This window comes from Methylomonas rivi, from assembly GCF_024505165.1.
Classification (GTDB): domain Bacteria; phylum Pseudomonadota; class Gammaproteobacteria; order Methylococcales; family Methylomonadaceae; genus Methylomonas; species Methylomonas rivi.
The window spans coordinates 1-5174 of the sequence record NZ_JANIBK010000201.1; the positions used below are offsets into that span (position 1 = coordinate 1).

The following is a 5174-nucleotide window of genomic DNA, read 5'->3' on the forward strand; positions in this document are numbered from 1 at the left end:
AGCACGGTGATGACGATCCGTATTTCTATCAGCGGGTATTCTCGCTACGCGGGCCATTGAATACGAACGGGTTCATCGCGGCCTGGCAAAACGCCATCGCCCGCCATCCGGCCTTGCGATCGGTTTATTGTTACGAAGACGTCCATGCGCCGCTGCAAATTGTCTGCAAAACCCGAAGCATCGACTTGTTCGAGGCCGATTGGCGCGGCAAGCCGCCCGCTGAACGTTGGGAAATGCTGGCGCAATGCCTGCGCGACGAGCGTGCGCAGGGGTTCGATTTTGCCGGTCGGCGCGGTTTTGCCTTGAGCCTGATCCGGGTGGAAGACGAGGTTTGGTGGTTGATCTGGAGTCATCACCACATCGCGCTGGACGGCTGGAGCATGGGCTTGGTGTTGCGCGACGTCATGCAAGGCTACCATGGCAAAGCGTTGCCGGCGGTGCCGGCCTATGCCGACTATCTGCATTGGTTGAATGGCCGCGATCAGCGTAGCGCGCTGGATTTCTGGCGTAATAGCCTGGCCGGTTGCGAAGAGATGACGCCGTTGCCGCTGGCGGTAGACTCCAACGGTACTGAATCCTCGCTCTATGAAGAAGCCGAGATCAGCCTGCCGGCTAACGAAACGCAAGCCTTACAAGCGGCCGCGCGCCGCTACGGCGTGACAGTTAGCACGCTGTTGCAGGGGGCTTATGCCTTGCTGCTGGGACGGCATGGCGGTTGCGATGCCGCGCTGTTCGGTGTCACCGTGTCGGGGCGTTCGGCCGATCTGGCAGGTATCGAGGCCATGGCCGGTTTGTTCATCAACACCTTGCCGCTGCGCGTCGAGCTCGACGGCAGACAGGCGCTGAGTAGTTGGCTGCAAGCCATTCAGTCGCAAACCGCCGACATGCGCGATTATGAATTCACCCCGTTGCCGGAGATTCAACGCCTGGCCGCCTTTGGCGACGCTAAAAGTCTGTTCGAGGCCATTTTGGTGTTCGAAAACTATCCTCTGGACGAAGTATTGAAGCAACCCATGCAAGGCCTGAAAGTCGGGTTGCTGGATGACGAGGATGGCAGCGGCTTATTGAAGCATAACCGGGGCCGCAACAACTATGCGCTAAGTCTGATCGCCGGTTTGGACGGCCACTTGCATTTCACCTTTTCCGGACAGAAAGCTCGGTTTCAGCCGGGTGCGATGACTTTGTTGGCGCGGCGCTTTCACTACTTGCTGCAACAAATCGTTGCCGGCAAGCACGTGCGGCTGGCTGACGTGCGGCTCGACTCGACCGCACCAAGCGTGTTGGAAACCGATACTGCTTGGATGCCGGCGTTTTCAAATCCGTTGGCGGCCTGGCAAGCTCAAGTCTTGCGTCAGCCGCATGCCTTGGCGGTGCGCGACGAACAGCGCAGCCTCAATTTTACCGAGCTGGATTTGGCGGCCAATCGGCTGGCAAACGCGTTGTTGGCGCAGGGCGTCACCCGAGAAACGCCGGTCGGTGTGTTGATTGAGCGTTCGACCTTATTGCCGATTAGTCTATTAGCGATCTTGAAAATTGGCGCGGTGTATCTGCCACTGGATACCTCCTTGCCGGAACAACGCTTGCGGCAACTGCTAAGGGACAGCGGCGCCAACTGCGTCGTGACCGGTCATGCCGGCGTAAAATACTTGGCCGCTTACGGTTGCCGCATAGCGAATCTGGACACACTGGATTGGGCGCAATTGTCCAGCGAATGGGCGCCTCCCGATTTGCATTCACAGCAGGCGGCGTATCGCATCTACACTTCCGGTTCCACCGGTGAACCCAAGGGGGTTACCGTCAGCCATGCCGCCTTGAACCGGTATCTGCACGGTGTATTGCAGCGTCTGGCGTTGCCGGATGATTGCGCCATGGCAATGGTTTCGACGCCGGCCGCCGATCTTGGCCACACCGTGTTGTTCGGTGCTTTGTGCTCGGGCCGGTCGTTGAGTTTGATTTCCACCGACTGCGCCGCCGATCCGGACCGTTTTGCACAGATGATGAGCGACAACCGCATCGGTGCCTTGAAAATCGTGCCCAGTCATTTGCGTGGCCTGCTGCAGGCAGCCAATCCTGCCGACGTGCTTCCCGAGCATGTGTTGATTCTGGGCGGCGAAGCGTGTCCGTGGGATTTGCTGGAAACCATTCGCAAACTGAAACCTCGGTGCCGCGTCATCAATCATTACGGCCCGACCGAAACCACGGTCGGTGTGCTGACCCACGAAGCCGATGCGGTTCAGACCGGCGCTACCGTACCTGTCGGCAACCCCTTGCCTGGCGTGCACGCCTATTTACTGGACGCCGATTTGAATCCGGTGCCGGCCGATGTGCCAGGCGAATTGTATATCGGCGGAGCCGGCTTGGCGCGCGGTTACCACGGAAAACCCGGCATGACGGCGGAACGCTTTTTGCCCAATCCGTTCCGTAGCGGTGAACGCTTTTACCGCACCGGCGACCGGGCGATTTGTCATGGCGGCAATCTGGTCTGGTTGGGGCGGATGGACAATCAGGTCAAGTTCCGCGGTTACCGCATCGAGCCGGACGAAATCGGTCGCATCCTGCGAGGTTTGAACGGCGTCGCCGATGCCCTAGTGCTTGCCGAAGCCGACGCCAGCGACGGCCGTCTGCAACTGCTGGGGTATGTGGTGCCCGAGCGGCAGGCAGCGCTGGATGTACATGCTTTGCGTGCTGAACTGGCGAATAAGCTGCCGGAGTACATGGTGCCGGCGCATATTCTGGCCCTGGACGCGATTCCGCTGACCGCCAACGGCAAAGTAGACCGCAGGGCCTTGCCCAAACCTCGGCAGCAGATGCGCGAAACCGTGGCGCCGCGCAACGAACTCGAAGCGCAGCTGGCGACTATCTGGCAAACGGTATTGAAAACCGATACGGTCGGCGTGACCGATAATTTTTTCGAGCTGGGCGGCGATTCGATCTTGAGCTTGCAAATCATTGCCCGCGGCCGTAAGCAGGGCATCAAACTGACACCGAAACTGTTGTTTGAAAAACAGACCATAGCCGAACTGGCGGACGCCGTCGGTCAGCCCAAGGTCGAGGCCAATGTTGAGCTTAAGCAAGCCGAGATTTCGCGCTACGGGTTAAGCGGGCCGCTGCCGTTGTCCTACGGCCAGGAGCGGCTATGGTTTTTGGCGCAACTGCAACCCGAGAGTACCGCCTATCACATTAGCGGCGGTTTGCGATTGTCCGGCCAGCTCGATTTGGCCGCATTGAAAAGCAGTTTTGAAACTTTGACGGCCCGCCATGACATGTTGCGAACTCGCTTCATCGCCATGGACGGCAAACCGTTGCAAGTAGCGGAAATTCTAGTCCCGGCGCCGTTGCGTCTGATCGATTTCACTGCCTGTGCCAATGCGGCGGTCGAGTTGGCCGCCTGGTCGGCACAAGAAACGGTAGTGCCTTTCGATTTTGAACTAGGGCCATTATGGCGAGCGACTTTGATTGCCACCGGCGAGCAACGCCACGAATTATGGCTGACCTTGCATCACTTGCTGGCCGACGGCTGGTCGGTCGGTCGCCTGTTGGAGGAATTTGCCGAACTGTATGCGGCGGCGCTGGAACGGCGCCAACCGCGTTTGCCGGCATTGGCCATCAACTATACCGATTACGCGGTCTGGCAGCGGCAATGGCTGGCGGCAGGCGAAGGCGAACGGCAAAGCCAATACTGGCTTAAGCAACTCGGCGGCGAACAGTCCGTACTGGAATTGCCCGTCGATCATGCCCGGCCAGCGGTATCCAGTGGCCACGGGGCTGCGCTAAGTTTCAGTTTGTCGGCGACCGTCAGCGCACGCCTGAAACAGTTGGCGGTCGAAACATCGACCACGCCGTTCATGGTATTGCTCGCCGCATTTCAGGCCTTGTTGCATCGCTACAGCGGCCAGACCGATCTACGCATCGGTATTCCGGTTGCCAACCGCAACCGGATCGAAACCGAAGCAGTGGTCGGCTTTTTCGTCAATACCTTGGTGTTGCGCGGCGATTGTCGCGGCGAGCTGAACTTTTTGCAGTTACTGGCGCAAGTCAAGCAAACCGTGCTGGGCGCGCAGGATCACCCCGATCTGCCGTTCGAACATTTGGTCGAACTGTTGCAGCCGCAGCGCAGCCTGAACCGCAATCCGCTGTTCCAGGTGATGATGAACCATCAAAAACGCGACTTGAGCGTGCTGAAAACCTTGCCGGGGCTGGCTATAGAGCGTATCGGCCGCGAGGTGGATGCCGCGCAATTCGATTTGAGCCTGGTCACCGAAGAAGATGAAAACGGCTTGATTAGCGGCAATTGGGTGTATGCGGCGGAGCTGTTCGAGTCCGAGACGATAGCCCGCTTGAGCCGGCACTTTTTGAGTGTGTTGGAGCAGTGGTTGGCGCAACCCGAACTGCCGCTAGTGAATATCGGGCTTTTAACAGGGGCCGAACAAAGCCAGCTTGCTGCCTGGAACGCCACGCCGCGCCGCTATCCCGAGGGCTTGATTCACACCCTGATTAGCCAACGCGCCGCCATGCAACCGGAGGCGATCGCCCTGGCGTTTGGCGAGCAAACCCTGAGTTATGCCGAACTGGAGAGCCGTGCCAACCGTTTGGCGCATTATTTGATCAACCAAGGCGTCGGCCCGGAAATTCCTGTCGGCATAGCTGTCGAACGTTCCTTGGAATTAGTGGTCGGCCTGCTGGCCATCGTCAAGGCCGGCGGCGCCTACGTGCCGCTGGATCCGGACTATCCCGCCGACCGGCTGGCGTACATGATCGAAGACTCCGGCATCGGCTTGTTACTTAGCCACGGCGCGGTGTGGCCCAAGTTGCAAGGCATTTGCGGTACGCAGTGCGTACCCTACGATCTGGATGAACTGGACTTGAACGGCCAACCCGGTGTTGCGCCCAGCCCAAGGCTGCATCCGGAAAGCCCGGCCTACATCATCTATACCTCCGGCTCCACCGGCCGGCCCAAGGGCGCGGCCAACAGCCATGCCGCGCTGGCCAACCGCTTGCATTGGATGCAGGACGCCTATGCCATTGGCCCCGGCGACAGCGTGCTGCAAAAAACCCCGTTCAGCTTCGACGTCTCGGTGTGGGAATTCTTCTGGCCCTTGCTGACCGGCGCCCGTCTGGCGATTGCCGAACCCGGCGTGCATCGCGACCCGGCCGAGCTGGCGCGACTGATGCTC

The 5174-nt window shown here is 59.6% G+C and carries 1 protein-coding gene; it reads left to right on the top strand.

What is annotated here, in order from left to right; all coding sequences use genetic code 11:
* On the top strand, nt 1–5174 hold a 5174-nt coding region (locus NP596_RS19600), incomplete at both ends, for a non-ribosomal peptide synthetase (protein WP_256617090.1).